14 protein-coding genes and 1 riboswitch are annotated in these 13,330 nt (G+C 70.7%); of the genes, 10 read left to right on the top strand and 4 right to left on the bottom strand.

Going from position 1 to position 13,330, the window contains the following annotated elements; all coding sequences use genetic code 11:
• Positions 1–41 precede the first annotated feature (41 nt).
• On the bottom strand, positions 42–509 hold the full coding sequence (bcp, locus tag M8H82_RS20830; RefSeq protein WP_250076315.1) for a thioredoxin-dependent thiol peroxidase: 468 nt from the start codon (positions 507–509) through the stop codon (positions 42–44).
• A gap of 93 nt (positions 510–602) precedes the next feature.
• On the opposite strand from bcp, the gene M8H82_RS20825 reads away from it, so the two are divergent.
• The 3 genes from M8H82_RS20825 to M8H82_RS20815 all read left to right on the top strand — a co-directional run bounded on the left by M8H82_RS20825 (position 603) and on the right by M8H82_RS20815 (position 1,858).
• Positions 603–932 carry a DUF3618 domain-containing protein gene (locus tag M8H82_RS20825; RefSeq protein ID WP_250076313.1) on the top strand — a complete coding sequence of 110 codons (330 nt, stop codon included), beginning with the start codon at positions 603–605 and terminating at the stop codon, positions 930–932.
• A gap of 43 nt (positions 933–975) precedes the next feature.
• Entirely contained in the window at positions 976–1,329 is a 354-nt protein-coding gene (locus M8H82_RS20820; protein WP_250076311.1) for a co-chaperone GroES, read from the top strand.
• 87 nt (positions 1,330–1,416) lie between these two features.
• A riboswitch (guanidine-III (ykkC-III) riboswitch) is annotated at positions 1,417–1,489 on the top strand.
• Between the two features lie 48 nt (positions 1,490–1,537).
• The gene (locus M8H82_RS20815; RefSeq protein WP_250076309.1) at positions 1,538–1,858 is read left to right on the top strand and encodes a multidrug efflux SMR transporter; all 321 of its coding nucleotides are present in this window, start codon (positions 1,538–1,540) and stop codon (positions 1,856–1,858) included.
• On the opposite strand, the gene M8H82_RS20810 is transcribed toward M8H82_RS20815, so the two are convergent.
• Positions 1,859–4,198, bottom strand: a complete 2,340-nt coding sequence (locus M8H82_RS20810; RefSeq protein WP_250076307.1) for a transglycosylase domain-containing protein — start codon at positions 4,196–4,198, stop codon at positions 1,859–1,861.
• A gap of 203 nt (positions 4,199–4,401) precedes the next feature.
• Between M8H82_RS20810 and M8H82_RS20805 the strand changes: the two genes are divergently transcribed.
• From M8H82_RS20805 to M8H82_RS20790, 4 genes are read left to right on the top strand one after another with little or no spacing between them, the layout of a single operon-like run.
• Positions 4,402–5,202, top strand: coding sequence for an ABC-2 family transporter protein (locus M8H82_RS20805; RefSeq protein WP_250076305.1), 801 nt, complete (start codon positions 4,402–4,404; stop codon positions 5,200–5,202).
• Positions 5,195–6,016, top strand: coding sequence for an ABC transporter permease (locus M8H82_RS20800; RefSeq protein WP_250076303.1), 822 nt, complete (start codon positions 5,195–5,197; stop codon positions 6,014–6,016). Before M8H82_RS20805 ends, M8H82_RS20800 begins: the two co-directional genes overlap by 8 nt.
• A gap of 6 nt (positions 6,017–6,022) precedes the next feature.
• On the top strand, positions 6,023–6,982 hold the full coding sequence (locus M8H82_RS20795) for an ATP-binding cassette domain-containing protein (protein WP_250076301.1): 960 nt from the start codon (positions 6,023–6,025) through the stop codon (positions 6,980–6,982).
• Positions 6,983–7,014: 32 nt separating this feature from the next.
• A complete protein-coding gene (locus M8H82_RS20790) occupies positions 7,015–7,731 on the top strand; it encodes a DUF1707 domain-containing protein (RefSeq protein WP_250076299.1) in 717 nt (238 codons plus the stop codon).
• Positions 7,732–7,778: 47 nt separating this feature from the next.
• On the opposite strand, the gene M8H82_RS20785 is transcribed toward M8H82_RS20790, so the two are convergent.
• The gene (locus M8H82_RS20785; protein ID WP_250076297.1) at positions 7,779–9,113 is read right to left on the bottom strand and encodes an SGNH/GDSL hydrolase family protein; all 1,335 of its coding nucleotides are present in this window, start codon (positions 9,111–9,113) and stop codon (positions 7,779–7,781) included.
• 217 nt (positions 9,114–9,330) lie between these two features.
• On the opposite strand from M8H82_RS20785, the gene M8H82_RS20780 reads away from it, so the two are divergent.
• The 3 genes from M8H82_RS20780 to M8H82_RS20770 all read left to right on the top strand — a co-directional run bounded on the left by M8H82_RS20780 (position 9,331) and on the right by M8H82_RS20770 (position 12,880).
• Entirely contained in the window at positions 9,331–10,701 is a 1,371-nt protein-coding gene (locus tag M8H82_RS20780) for a DUF445 domain-containing protein (RefSeq protein ID WP_250076295.1), read from the top strand.
• Positions 10,702–10,758: 57 nt separating this feature from the next.
• Complete coding sequence (locus tag M8H82_RS20775; RefSeq protein ID WP_250076293.1) at positions 10,759–12,273, top strand: MFS transporter; 1,515 nt, start codon at positions 10,759–10,761, stop codon at positions 12,271–12,273.
• 133 nt (positions 12,274–12,406) lie between these two features.
• The gene (locus M8H82_RS20770) at positions 12,407–12,880 is read left to right on the top strand and encodes a carboxymuconolactone decarboxylase family protein (protein WP_250076291.1); all 474 of its coding nucleotides are present in this window, start codon (positions 12,407–12,409) and stop codon (positions 12,878–12,880) included.
• Between the two features lie 103 nt (positions 12,881–12,983).
• On the opposite strand, the gene M8H82_RS20765 is transcribed toward M8H82_RS20770, so the two are convergent.
• Entirely contained in the window at positions 12,984–13,289 is a 306-nt protein-coding gene (locus M8H82_RS20765; protein WP_250076289.1) for a hypothetical protein, read from the bottom strand.
• Positions 13,290–13,330 lie beyond the last annotated feature (41 nt).

Here is a 13,330-nt window from a genome sequence, read left to right as displayed (position 1 = left end):
CGCACCCGGAGTTCCCGGTGCGGGCCGCTCGGCAGGGGGAGTCAGATGCCCAGATCCTTGATGATCTTGGCCACGTGGCCGGTCGCGCGGACGTTGTACAGGGCCCGTTCCACCTTGCCCTCCTCGTCCACGACGATCGTGGAGCGGATGACGCCCATGTAGGTCTTGCCGTAGTTCTTCTTCTCGCCGTAGGCGCCGTAGGACTCGGTGACCGACTTCTTCGGGTCGGCCAGGAGCGTCACCTTCAGCGATTCCTTGTCGCGGAACTTCGCCAGCTTCTCCGGGGCGTCGGGGGAGATGCCGATGACGTCGTAGCCGGCGCCGGCCAGGACGTCCAGGTTGTCGGTGAAGTCGCAGGCCTGCTTGGTGCAGCCGGGAGTCAGGGCCGCCGGGTAGAAGTAGACGATCACCTTGCGTCCCTTGTGGTCCGACAGGGAGACGTCGTTGCCGTCGGCGTCGGGGAGGGTGAAGGCGGGGGCCACGTCGCCGGGCTGGAGTCGCTCGCTCATCCCGCTAGCGTAACGGGGGGTCCTGACAGTGCGATGGCGCGGAGAGCTGACAGACTGTCCGCAACAGTTTCAGCTGACTTCGGAGGCCGTACGGTGGCGGAAACGTCGGACACGAGAACCCCGGCGCAGATCGAGGCGGACATCAGGCGCCGCCGCGAAGTGCTGGCCGAGACGCTCGACGAGATCGGGGTTCGGGTCCACCCGAAGACCATCGTCGGCGATGCCAGGGCCAAGGTGGTCTCCAACATCGACCACACCCTCGGGCGGGCCTACGTCCAGGCCAACCGCGTCGTCAGTGACGTCAGGGCGCAGTTCGTCGACGAGGAGGGCGCGCCCCGGCTGGAGCGGGTGGTGCCGGTCGCGGTGCTGCTGGTCGGCGTCGTGGGCCTGCTCACCGTCGGCACCCGGCGCCGCAAGCGCTGACCCGGCGGCGTACGGGCACGGTGAAGGCAGGTAGGTTCGAGGCGTGAGCGCCAACAGAAACGACACCCCCCATGACGACAAGCTGCCCATCCGGATGCTGCACGACCGTGTGCTCGTGCGGCAGGACACCAGCGAGGGCGAGCGGCGTTCCGGTGGCGGGATCCTGATTCCGGCCACCGCGGCGGTCGGTCGCCGGCTGGCCTGGGCCGAGGTCGTCGCGGTGGGGCAGAACGTACGGACGGTGGAGCCGGGTGACCGGGTCCTGTTCGACCCGGAGGACCGGGCCGAGGTGGAGGTGCGGGGCATCGCCTATGTGCTGATGCGCGAGCGCGATCTGCACGCGGTGGCCGCCGACCGGTTCGAGGGGTCCGAGGACTCCACGGGGCTGTACTTGTAGAGACGGGTCTGTACCTGTAGAGACTGGTCCGTACTTGTAGATACGCAGGTGAAAGGGGTCGGTGACCGTCGTCACCGGCCTCTTTCGGCGTTCCTTTGCTAGCGTTGAAGGCAACCCCGACGAGACGCGCCGTACCGGGCCAAGGAAAAGACGACGCACCGACGTCCGTCCGTTTCCGTCCGCGTTTCACGTCTCCGGAGGTTTCCCCATGGCCTGGGTTCTGCTCGTCGTCGCCGGTCTGCTCGAGGTCGGCTGGTCGGTCGGGATGAAGTACACCGACGGGTTCACCCGCCTGGTGCCGAGCCTGCTCACCGGCGCCGGCATCGTCGCCAGCATGCTGCTGCTGTCCTATGCGGCCCGTTCCCTGCCCATCGGCACCGCCTACGGGGTGTGGGTCGGCATCGGGGCGGCCGGTGCGGCGGTGGTCGGCATGGTGGCGCTCGGTGAGCCGGCGACCGCCGCCCGGATCTTCTTCGTCTGTCTGCTGCTGGTCGCCGTGGTGGGGCTCAAGGCGACCGGCGGGCACTGATCAGTCGCCGCGCCGGGGCCAGTAGAACGCGCCCGCCGTCGTCCCGTCGGTGAGCCCGCCGTCCGCCGTGCCGCCGCCGGTCGTGGTGTCGTCGCCGGTGGTGCCGCCGTCCGTGCTGCCGCCGTCCGTCGTCCCCCCGTCGTCGCCGGTGCCGCCGTCCGTCGTCCCCCCGTCGCCGGTGCCGCCGTCCGTCGTTCCGCCGCCGGTTGCCGTGCCGTCCTCGGCGGTCGGGGTGCCGCCCGCGGTCGGGTCGCCCGTCGGCGTCTCGTCGCCCGGTGTCGGTTCGTCGCTCTGCGTCTCGTCCGCGGTCGGCTGGTCGGACGGCTCCGCGGGCGGCGGCTGGACGACGTCGGCGCCGTCCTGGAGCTCCAGGTCGAAGTCGGTGACCGGCTTGCCCTTGAGGGCGTCCTTGGTGAACTGCGCCCAGATCTCCGTGGGTGCCCCGCCGCCGTTGATGCGGGGCAGGCCCATCACGTTGTACAGCGACTTCTGGTCGGCCGTGACCGGGTCCTGGCCCATCACGGCGACGACGGTGGCGAGTTCGGGGGTGTAGCCGGCGAACCAGGCCGCCTTGTCCTTCTCCGCGGTGCCGGTCTTGCCGGCGGCCGGGCGGCCCGCGGCCTGGGCGGCGGTGGCGGTGCCGGACTCGACGACGCTCCGCAGCACCGCGGTGGTGGTGTCGGCGGCCTGCCGGCTGACAGCCTGCGAGGTCTTGCGCTTGGGCAGGTCGATGACGTCGGCGCCGTCCTTGGTGATCCGCTCGATCATGGTGTACGTGCCGTGCTTGCCGTGGTTGGCGAGGGTGGCGTAGGCCTGGGCCATGTCGAGGACGCTGGCGGTGGCGGTGCCGAGCGCGATCGACGGGTAGGGCTCGAGGTCGGGGGTGCTGTCGGGCAGGCCGAGGTCGATCGCGGTCTGCTTGACCTTCTCGGGGCCGACGTCCACGGCCATCTGCGCGTACACGGAGTTCACCGACTTGCCGGTGGCCTCGCGGACGGTGATGTCGCCGTAGGAGACGTAGTCCTCGTTCTCCGGGGCGTACGTCTCGCCGGTCCAGCCCTCGACGGGGCGCTTGTGGGTGCCGTCGTAGACGGTGTTGGGGGTGATGGTGCGGCCGTCCTGGGTGGTGGCCTCGTTCTCGACGGCCGAGGTGAACACGAACGGCTTGAAGGTGGAGCCGACCTGGAAGTCGCGGCGGGTGGCGTTGGGGGTGTACTGCTTGACGTAGTCGATGCCGTTGTACATCGCGACGACCTTGCCGGTGCGGGGGTCGACGCTGGCGCCGCCCGCGCGGACGTAGGAGTCGACCTTGCGGGCCTTGGGGTCGAGCTTGTCCATCAGCCGGTCGTCGACGGCCTTGACGAAGGCGTCCTGCTTGGACTTCTGCAGGGTGGTGGTGATGCGGTAGCCGCCGGCGTCGAGTTCGTCCTCGTCGACGATCCGGTTGGTGATCAGGTAGTCCTTGACGATCTGCACGAGGTAACCGCGCTGCCCGGACAGGCTGGTGGAGACCGTCGCCTCCTTCGGCATCGGGAACTTCTGGTCCGCCCGCTCGGACGCGCCGAGCCAGCCTTCCTTGACCATGCCGTCCAGGACGTAGTTCCACCGGGCCTGCGCCGCCGCCTTGTTCTGCGGGTGGGCGACGACGTCGTACTCGCTGGGCGCGTTGAGCAGGGCGGCCAGGTAGGCGCCCTGGGCGGCGGTGAGTTCGGAGGCGTCGACGCCGTAGTAGGCGTGGGCGGCGGCCTGGATGCCGTAGGCGTTGCGGCCGAAGTAGCTGGTGTTGAGGTAGCCCTCGAGGATGTGGTCCTTGGACTCCGTGCGGTCCAGTTTGACCGAGATGAAGAACTCCTTCACCTTGCGGGTGACGGTCTGCTCCTGGGCCAGGTAGTAGTTCTTCACGTACTGCTGGGTGATCGTGGAGCCGGACTGCTTGCCCTTGCCGGTGGCGGTGTTCCAGCCGGCCCGCAGCATGGCCTTGGGGTCGATCGCGGACTCGCTGTAGAAGTCGCGGTCCTCGGCGGCCAGTACGGCGTTGCGGGCGTCCTTGGAGATCTGCGCGAGGTTGACGCTCTCCCGGTTGACCTCGCCGTCGCGGGCGAGCTGGGAGCCGTCGGCGTACAGGAACACGTTGCTCTGCTTGATGGCGAGCGCGTTGGCCGGCGGGATCTTGACCAGGGAGTAGCCGAGGAAGAACAGGCCGGCCAGGAGCAGTACGCCGACGACGAACGTCCCGAGCACCATCCGCCAGGTCGGGATCAGCCGGCGCCAGCCGGTGCGCTTGGGCCGCTTGGGCCTCTCGTTCGGCTGGTCTTGCTGCGGCTGTGGCTCGTCGCTCATTTCGTGCACGGACTCCTGTTTCGACTCGTACGTTCCCGTACGACCTCGTACGCGTTCTGCGCCCCCTGTTGAAGACTCTCGCACCACGTGTTCCGTTCCCTGATCACGGCACGCTTCGGCGGCGGAAAATGCGTGGCGTGCGTCACCACCTGCGCACTAGGCTCCTGCGCTTTGGTGTGCGGCGGGCCGAGGAGGCTGAGGCAGTGGGTTCCGGACGGTTGTACGCGGCCGTCGCGGCGGGCGGATTCAGACGGTACGCGACCTATCGGGCGGCCACCGCCGCCGGGGTGTTCACCAACACGGTCTTCGGGATCATCCTGGTGTACACGTACCTGGCGCTGTGGGACGAGAGACCGCACCTCGGGGGGTACGACCAGACACAGGCCGTCACCTATGCGTGGCTCGGCCAGGCCCTGTACTCGACGCTGGCGATCCAGGGCGGCGGCGCGGAGAAGGACCTGATGGACCGGATCCGCACCGGGGAGATCGCGGTCGATCTGTACCGGCCCGCCGACCTGCAACTGTGGTGGCTGGCGAGCGATGTGGGCCGGTCGGTGTTCCAGTTGCTGGGCCGTGGGGTGATCCCTTTCGCCTTCGGTGCGCTGTTCTTCCCGATGGCGCTGCCCGGGGACGTCGGCACCTGGGCGGCCTTCCTGGTCGCGGTGGCGCTGGCGATGGTCGTCAGTTTCGGGATCCGCTATCTCGCGGCGCTGCTGATGTTCTGGCTGATGGACGACCGGGGCATCGCCCAGACGCTGGCGATCGCCGGGATCTTCTGCTCCGGCATGACGCTGCCGCTGAACGCCTTCCCGGACCCGTTCGGGGACATCGTGCAGGCGCTGCCGTGGGCGGCGCAGCTGCAGATGCCGGCGGATGTGCTGATGGGGGAGGTCTCGCCGTGGTCGGCGTACGCCTTCCAGGCCGGCTGGGCGGTGGTCCTGCTGGCGGCGGGACGGCTGCTGCAGTCGGCGGCGACGCGGCGGGTGGTGGTGCAGGGTGGCTGAGGCGTCCCGGGTGGGGGAGGGGCTGCGGGCCTACCGGTTGATCGCCGGGATGTGGATCCGCTCGACGATGACCTACCGCACTTCCTTCGCGCTCACGGTGGTCGGCAACCTGCTGATCACGGGGCTGGACTTCGCCGCGATCCTGCTGATGTTCTCGCAGGTCGACTCGCTCGGCGGCTGGACGCTGCCCGAGGTCGCCCTGCTGTACGGGCTGTCGGCGACCGCGTTCGGCTTCGCGGATCTGCTGCTCGGCTCGATGGACGTGCTGGGCGGCCGGATCCGGGACGGTTCCTTCGACACGCTGCTGGTGCGGCCGGCGCCGGTGCTCGCGCAGGTCGGCGCGGACCGGTTCGCGCTGCGCCGGCTGGGCCGGATCACCCAGGGCCTGCTGGTGCTGGGGTGGGCGCTGGCGGCGGTGGACGTGGAGTGGACGGCGGCGAAGGTGCTGCTGGTGCCGGTGATGGTGGTCTGCGGGGCGGTGATCTTCGGGTCGCTGTTCGTGGCGGGGGCGGCCTTCCAGTTCGTGGCGCAGGACGCGGCCGAGGTGCAGAACGCGTTCACCTACGGCGGGGGCACGCTGCTGCAGTATCCGCCGACGGTGTTCGGGACGGATCTGGTGCGCGGGGTGACCTTTCTGCTGCCGCTCGCCTTCATCAACTGGGTGCCGGCCTCGTATGTGCTGGGGCGGCCCTATCCGCTGGGGCTGCCGGACTGGGCGGCGTTCGCGTCGCCGGTGGTGGCGGGCGCGTTCGGGGTGCTGGCGGGGCTGGCCTGGCGGGCGGGGCTTCGGGCGTATCGGAGTACGGGGAGCTGAGGGTGCGTGTTCATTGAGGTGGACGGTGTCGAGAAGGTCTTCGACGTGCGCAGGAAGACCGGGTTCCTGAAACGGGAACGGCGGCAGGTGCGGGCGGTCGACTCGATCTCCTTCACCGTGGCGCGGGGCGAGATGGTCGGGTACATCGGGCCGAACGGCGCGGGCAAGTCGACGACGATCAAGATGCTGACGGGGATCCTAACGCCGAGCGGGGGCCGGCTGCGGGTCGCCGGTATCGATCCGTCCCGGGAGCGCAGGCGCCTGGCGCACCGCATCGGCGTGGTCTTCGGGCAGCGCACCACCCTGTGGTGGGACCTGCCGCTGATCGACTCCTACCGGCTGATGCACCGGATGTACCGGATCCCGGACGCCCGGTACCGGGAGAACCTCGACCGGTGCGTGGAACTGCTGGAGCTGGGCGGCCTGTTGGAGGTCCCGGTCCGGCAGCTGTCGCTGGGGCAGCGGATGCGCGGGGACATCGCGGCGGCGCTGCTGCACGACCCCGAGGTGCTGTACCTGGACGAGCCGACGATCGGCCTGGACGTGATCTCGAAGGCGAAGGTGCGCGGGTTTCTGCGGGAGTTGAACGGGGAGCGCGGCACGACGGTGCTGCTGACCACGCACGACCTCCAGGACATCGAGCAGCTCTGCTCGCGGGTGATGGTCATCGACCACGGGCGCATGGTCTACGACGGCGCGCTCGCCGGGCTGCACGAGGCGGGCGGCAGCGAGCGGACCCTGGTGGTGGACCTGGAGCGGGAGCTGCCACCGATCGAGGTGGGCCCCGCGGCACGGGTGGTGCGGGTGGAGGGGCCGCGGCAGTGGCTGGCGTTCCCGGCGGGGGAGTCGGCGGCGGGACTGGTGGCGCGGGTCGCGGCGGAGTATCCGCTGGTGGACCTGTCGGTGCGGGAGCCGGACATCGAGGCGGTGATCGCACGGATGTACGCGGAAAGGGCCGGTGCGTAGTGCCGGGCCGGTGGAACTCGTAGGCTGCTGCCATGACCGACGACCTCCCGGAGCTGAGAGCATCCGACGCCGATCGTGAGCGAGTCGCCGAGATCCTGCGGGACGCCCTGGCCGAGGGGCGGCTCGACATGGAGGAGTTCGAGGAGCGCCTGGACGCCACCTACAAGGCGCGGACGTACGGGGAACTGGCGCCGATCACCCGGGACCTGCCCGCGTCGCCCGCCGTGAGCATGGTGAAGGGGCCGGTCGCCGACGGGAGTTGGCGCGGGCGGATCGTCGGCGGCGAGGGGTCGTCGACGTGGGGTGTGGCGGTGATGTCCGGGTTCGAGCGCAAGGGCCGCTGGACCGTGCCGCGCCGCTTCACCGGCTTCGCCTTCTGGGGCGGCGGGGAACTGGACCTGCGGGAGGCGGACTTCGCGGACGGCGAGGTCGTCATCAACTGCGTGGCGATCATGGGCGGCATGAATGTGATCGTGCCGCCGGGTGTCGAGGTCGTGGTGCGCGGCATCGGCGTCATGGGCGGCTTCGACCATCGCGAGGAGGGCGTACCGGGTGATCCCGGGGCCCCTCGGGTGATCGTGACCGGGTTCGCCTTCTGGGGCGGGGTCGGTGTGGAGCGCAAGGCCACGAAGGCGGAGCGGCAGCGGCTGCGGGAGGAGCGCCGCCGCGAGAAGCTGGAGGGCAAGGGTCCGCGGCGGGGCTTGCACGGGCACGGGTTCCACGGCCGGGGGCCCTCGGACGACTCCTGACACCGGCCCGCGCCGTGCGTGCATGCGCACGGGCAAGCGCGGGTGCGTCACAGCTTCGCCGGGGCCGTGCCCTTCAGGTCCTTGAGGTCGAGGGCCTCGGCCATGCGGGCGTAGCCCAGGTCGCTGGGGTGGAGGTGGTCGCCCGAGTCGTACTCGGGGCGCAGCTTGCGGGGGTTGTACGGGTCGCGCAGGGCCTCGTCGAAGTCCACCACCGCGTCGAAGACCCGGCCGGCCCGGATCTCCGCGTTGATCTGCCCGCGGACCGCTTCCCGCCCGTCCGTGTAGCCCCGGTGGCCCTGGAACGGCATCAGCGTCGCGCCGACCACCTTCAGGCCGCGGGCGTGCGCCTGGCCGACCATGGTGCGCATGCCCTCCAGGATCAGCTCCGGGTCGGCCAGGTCGGGGTCGCGCAGGATGTCGTTGACGCCGAGGGCGATGACGACGACCTTGACGTTGGTGCGGTCCAGGACGTCGCGGCGGAAGCGGTCCAGGCCGCTCGGGTTGTCCGCGGGCCGGCCGAGCCCGCCGACCAGGATCCGGTTGCCGCTGATCCCCTGGTTCACCACGCTGTAGCGGGGCACGTCCTCCCCGGCCGCGATCGCTGCGCGCAGCCGCCGGGAAAGGACGTCCGTCCAGCGGCGGTTGGCGCCCGATGTGGAGGTGATCCCGTCGGTGAGGGAGTCGCCGAGGGCGACCACGGTGCCGTTCGCGTCCTTGCTGAGCACGTCCAGCGCGGTGAGATAGCGCCAGGACCCGACTTCCTCCGTGTAGGCCGCGCCGGTGACGTCCTCGGTCCGGTCGCCCAGGGCGGCGTAGGAGGTCTGGCGTGCGTGCGGGTGGTGGGTGACCGGGCCGGAGCGTGTGGGGGAGTAGGTCGTGACCAGGACGTTCGTGTCCGCGGGGATGTTCACGCGGACGGCGTCGCTCATCACCTGCCCGCCCGGCGGGATCACGACCGTGGTGTTGCCGCCGAAGGTGAGCCGGCGCATGGACTGCGTCACCGCGGCGGCCGTGCCGGAACCCGCGGCGACGGCGACCGACGCGTGCGTGATCGTCAGCGGGGACTGGCCGTAGAGATTGGACAGCGTGACGCGGGCACTCGTACCCCCGACGCCGGTGTGGACGACGTTGCGGACCGAGCGGCCCGCCATGCCGTCCGTCTCGGTGCCCGGTTCGGCGGCGGCCGGGGAGGCCGACCAGGCGCCCACCCAGGTGCCGGTGGAGACCGGTGCGGCGGGATTGCGGGGTGTGTTCCCGCCGGCCAGCGTGGACCGGTGGGTGCTGCCGTCGTCGGCGGCGACTCCGACGTAGATCGCCGCGGACAGCCCCAGGACGAGGGCGACGATGGCGGAAAGCAGGGCATAACCGTGACGCCTGGTCATGCGGTGCGGTTCTCCTCGGACGATGGGAGCCCGAGGCTCCGATGTGATCACCTCATGATGCGTCATGAGGGTGGGAGGACATGAACAGGCCCCCCATTGGACCGTGGAGTTCCCCAGTGTGCTCCCCCCACGGAACAGACGCCGGGAACTCTCGTTTCGTTCCAGTAGTCGGTCATGAAGGGACAATATGTAGGGGGCTCGCGAACGGGTGGAGCGGATGGAACGATCGAAAACGGGCGAAACGGAGTCATCGGACGTGGAGGAGCATGCCCGGCAGGACGCACCGGCCAACCCTGCCGGCGCCCCCGCATCGGCCGTCCGTGCGATGACGACCTTCAGCGCCGCCGACGTGGAGAAGCAGCGCGGCGTACGCCGGATGAAGCTCACCGCGACCGGCCTGCTGCTGTTCGTGGCGGTGGTCTACGTCCTCGCCAAATGGGCCCAGAACTCCGGGGGCGGCGCATGGACCGGCTATGTCGCCGCCGCCGCCGAGGCCGGCATGGTCGGCGCGCTGGCCGACTGGTTCGCGGTCACCGCCCTGTTCCGCCACCCCCTCGGCATCCCCATCCCGCACACCGCGATCATCCCCACCAAGAAGGACCAGCTCGGCGTCTCCCTGGGCGAGTTCGTCGGCGAGAACTTCCTCTCCGAGGACGTCGTACGGCAGCGGCTGCGCGCCGTCGGCATCGGCAGCCGGCTCGGCGCCTGGCTGGCCGATCCCGAGCACGCCGACCGGGTGACGGCGGAGCTGTCGGCGGCGCTCAGGGGCGCGCTGACGGTGCTGCGCGACTCGGACGTGCAGGCGGTGGTCGGGGAGGCGATCACCCGGCGGGCCGACGCGCAGGAGATCGGCCCCGGCATCGGCAAGATGCTGGAGAAGGTGGTGGCCGACGGCGGCCACCGGCGGGTCGTCGACCTCGTGGTCTCCCGGGCGCACGACTGGCTGATCCTGCACGACGAGCAGGTCATGGACGCCGTCCAGGGCGGGGCGCCCGGCTGGACCCCCCGCTTCGTCGACAAGCGGGTCGGCGAGCGCGTCTACAAGGAGCTGCTGCGGTTCGTCACCGAGATGCGGGACATGCCCTCCCACCCGGCCCGCGGCGCCCTCGACCGCTTCCTCGCCGACTTCGCCTCCGACCTCCAGTCCGACACCGACACCCGGGCCCGCGTGGAGCGCCTCAAGGGCGAGGTGCTCGGCCGCGGCGAGGTGCAGGACCTGATCGCGTCCGCCTGGACGGCCGTACGATCCATGATCGTCTCGGCGGCGGAGGACGAGCGCAGCGAGCTGCGGCTGCGGGTGCGGGCCTCGCTGCTGTCGCTGGGCGCCCGGATGGCGGTCGAGCCGAAGCTGCAGGGCAAGGTCGACACCTGGCTGGAGGGCGCGGCGGTCTACGTCGTCACCACCTACCGCAAGGAGATCACCTCCCTGATCACGGACACCGTGGCCGGCTGGGACGCGGAGCACACGACCCGGAAGATCGAGGCGAACATCGGCCGCGACCTCCAGTTCATCCGGATCAACGGCACGGTGGTCGGCTCGCTGGCCGGACTGGTCATCTACACGGTGTCCCGCGCGCTCGGGGCGTAAGTCCTCGCAGGCCGGGGCACCCGACACGGGTTCCACGCGTCGGAGGGAGCCGTGCCCATGACAGCAACAGCGTCCGCGTCCGTGCCAGGAGAGACCGGCACCGTCACCACCGCCGTACCGGCCAGACTCGACCGGCTGCCGTGGTCCCGGTGGCACTGGATGATCGTGATCGGCCTCGGCACGGTCTGGATCCTGGACGGTCTCGAAGTCACCATCGTCGGCAATGTCGCCGGCCGCCTCGCCGAGGAGGGCAGCGGCCTCGACATCACTTCCGCCCAGGTCACCGGCACCGCCGCCGCGCTGTACGTGGCCGGAGCCTGCACCGGCGCCCTCTTCTTCGGCCGTCTGACCGACCGCTACGGCCGCAAGAAGCTCTTCATGGTGACGCTCGCCGTCTACCTGGCGGCGACCGCGCTGACCGCCCTGTCCTTCGAGTCCTGGTGGTTCTTCCTCTTCCGGTTCCTCACCGGCTTCGGCATCGGCGGCGAGTACGCGGCCATCAACTCCGCGATCGACGAGCTGATCCCCTCCCTCTACCGCGGCCGGGTCGACCTGATCATCAACGGCAGCTACTGGCTCGGCGCGGTCGGCGGCGCCCTGCTCTCCATCGTGATGCTGGACACCGCGATCTTCCCCAAGGACCTCGGCTGGCGGCTCAGCTTCGCCCTCGGCGTCGTCCTCGGCCTGGTCATCCTGCTGGTACGCCGCCATGTCCCGGAGAGTCCCCGCTGGCAGTTCATCCACGGCCGCGGCGAGGACGCGGAGGAACTGGTGGCCGGGGTGGAGCGCGAGATCGAGCGCGAGAAGGGCCGGCCGCTGCCGCCCCCGGGCGCGGAGATCACCATCCATCAGCGCAAGAGCATCGGCTTCGGCCTGATCGCCCGCACGGTCTTCGCCCGCTACCCGCGCCGCGCGGTCCTGGGCCTCTCCCTCTTCATCGGCCAGGCCTTCCTCTACAACGCCATCACCTTCGGCTTCGGCGCCATCCTGACGACGTTCTACGACATCCCGCCCGGCCGCACCGGCTACTACTTCGCCGTCATCGCCGCCGGGAACTTCCTCGGCCCGCTGCTGCTCGGCCGGCTCTTCGACACGGCCGGCCGACGGATCATGATCAGCTCGACGTATCTGCTCTCCGGCCTGCTGCTGTTCGGCACGGCCTGGCTCTTCGACCGCGGTTCGCTGAGCGCGACCACGCTGACGGCCTGCTGGTGCGTGGTGCTGTTCTTCGCCTCGGCGGGCGCGTCCAGCGCGTATCTCACGGTCTCGGAGGTCTTCCCGATGGAGACCCGCGCCATGGCCATCGCCTTCTTCTACGCCCTCGGTACCGCCGCCGGCGGCATCAGCGGCCCGCTGATCTTCGCCGACCTGACGGAGTCGGGCGTGGTCGGGGACACCGTGCTGGCCTTCCAGATCGGCGCCGGGCTGATGTGCGCGGCGGGTCTGGTGGCGGCGTTCCTGGCGGTGAACGCGGAACGGCGGTCGCTGGAGGACATCGCGCGGCCCCTGTCGGAGGTCGAGGCCGGGGCTTCGGCCGGAGCTTCCCCCGGGGCTTCGCAGAAGACGGCGTGACCTGCGGAGCAGGGGAGGACGGCTGCTGTGGCACGGGTCACACGTGACCGTGTCACACGGGCTCGGGCTGACCCGTCATAGGGGTGTACTCACCCGAGGGTGTACTCACCCGACGACGACAGAGGAGCCCGTCATGGAAGCCCGTCTGAACCTCTTCGAGAACCCGGTCCTGGCCAAGGTCTTCCGGCACGTCAACGCCGCGGCCAAGGCGGTGTCGGGCGCGGGCGTGCCCGAGTCCACCCTGGAGCTGGTGAAGATCCGCGCCAGCCAGATCAACGGCTGCGGCTTCTGCACCGACATGCACACCAAGGACGCCGCGGCGGCCGGGGAGACCCCCCAGCGCCTCCACCTGGTCGCCGTCTGGCGCGAGGCCAAGGTCTTCACCGAGGCGGAGCGCGCCGCGCTCGAACTGGCGGAACAGGGCACCCGCATCGCCGACGCCGCCGGCGGTGTCCCGGACGAGGTGTGGGAGAACGCCACCAAGCACTACGACGAGGAGCAGCTCGGGGCGCTGGTGGCGATCATCGCGCTGATCAACACGTACAACCGGGTCAACGTGATCCTCCAGCAGCCGGCGGGGGACTACGAGGTGGGGATGTTCGGCTGAGTCCGGTCGGGGAGCGAGAGCGGGGAGCGGGGGCGCCGAGGTGAGCGCCCCCGACCTGTCCGGCGGCCGTAGCCGGCCGTACGGGCCGATGCCCCCTCCGGCTTCAGCCGCCGTTGCGGTCGGCCACCGCCCAGGACGCCAGGGCCACGGCGCCGGCCACGCCGAGCACGGCGGGCCAGGCGCCGACCTTCTTGGCGAGGGGGTGCGATCCGGCGAACCCGGCGACGTACGCCGCCGTCAGCGCGCCCGCGGCCGGTCCGCCGGCCCGCTGCCGCCACTGCTGCGCCGCGGCAGCCCCGGCGGCGGCCAGCACGACCCCGCCGAGCGGCCGCTTCTTCGTCCACCGGGCCACGCCGTACCCGCCGACGAGCCCGCCCGCGGCGATCATCGCGCTGGGAATCTTCGCCATGTCTGTCTGCCTCCTGCTGTGTGACTGGTGTGGCACGAGGC

The organism is Streptomyces sp. YS415 (assembly GCF_023544665.1).
GTDB lineage: Bacteria > Actinomycetota > Actinomycetes > Streptomycetales > Streptomycetaceae > Streptomyces.
Note: the sequence above shows the minus strand (reverse complement) of the source record. Positions and strands in the feature narration are given on the sequence as shown.

Coding starts and splice junctions, on each gene's coding strand:
- bcp (WP_250076315.1), bottom strand. CDS start 509: ATGAGCGAGCGACTCCAGCCCGGCGACGTGGCCCCCGCCTTCACCCTC.
- M8H82_RS20815 (WP_250076309.1), top strand. CDS start 1,538: ATGGCCTGGGTTCTGCTCGTCGTCGCCGGTCTGCTCGAGGTCGGCTGG.
- M8H82_RS20810 (WP_250076307.1), bottom strand. CDS start 4,198: ATGAGCGACGAGCCACAGCCGCAGCAAGACCAGCCGAACGAGAGGCCC.
- M8H82_RS20790 (WP_250076299.1), top strand. CDS start 7,015: ATGACCGACGACCTCCCGGAGCTGAGAGCATCCGACGCCGATCGTGAG.
- M8H82_RS20785 (WP_250076297.1), bottom strand. CDS start 9,113: ATGACCAGGCGTCACGGTTATGCCCTGCTTTCCGCCATCGTCGCCCTC.
- M8H82_RS20780 (WP_250076295.1), top strand. CDS start 9,331: ATGGAACGATCGAAAACGGGCGAAACGGAGTCATCGGACGTGGAGGAG.
- M8H82_RS20775 (WP_250076293.1), top strand. CDS start 10,759: ATGACAGCAACAGCGTCCGCGTCCGTGCCAGGAGAGACCGGCACCGTC.
- M8H82_RS20770 (WP_250076291.1), top strand. CDS start 12,407: ATGGAAGCCCGTCTGAACCTCTTCGAGAACCCGGTCCTGGCCAAGGTC.
- M8H82_RS20765 (WP_250076289.1), bottom strand. CDS start 13,289: ATGGCGAAGATTCCCAGCGCGATGATCGCCGCGGGCGGGCTCGTCGGC.